The following is a 537-nucleotide window of genomic DNA, read 5'->3' on the forward strand; positions in this document are numbered from 1 at the left end:
CTTCAATGTATCCCATCAATCCGGTTTTCATATGTTCAATCACGTGGCAGTGATACATCCAACGACCAGGGTTGTCCGCAACAAACGCCGCTTTGGCACTGCCATTCTTGCCTAGCAAAACAGTATCAGTATGAAACGGTTCTGCGAGGGTCTGGCCATTTAATTCCAATACAGTAAATGTGTGTCCATGCAAATGAATGGGATGATGATATTGCGTCACGTTCTTAAGATTAAATATGTAAGTCCGCCCTCGCTCTAACGTTGCTAACGGCGCCGGAATTGAATCTTGGCTCATCCCCTCCCAGACACGTTTATTCACCAACCAAAACGTCGGCAGAGCTTGGCCAGATTTATCCATCGGAGTAACAGCCCCTTCCACTCAAAGACAAAATCAATTTGTTCAGCCGTTTCTAAATCTAACGGCGCAATTGGATTGAGCGGCAATGTTGGCAGTGTATTCTGGTTAGATAGGTCCGATTCGACCGATTCAAATGCACAAAGAGCAAACGGAAACTTCCCTTTCATTTGTCGCACATA

Annotated in this window: 1 pseudogene; it reads right to left on the reverse strand. The window is 45.4% G+C overall.

Annotation, left to right across the window (positions count from 1 at the left end):
- Positions 1–537, reverse strand: a pseudogene (locus CIK04_RS27365) (multicopper oxidase domain-containing protein); the annotation flags it as partial.

This window comes from Vibrio sp. 03_296, assembly GCF_002265885.1.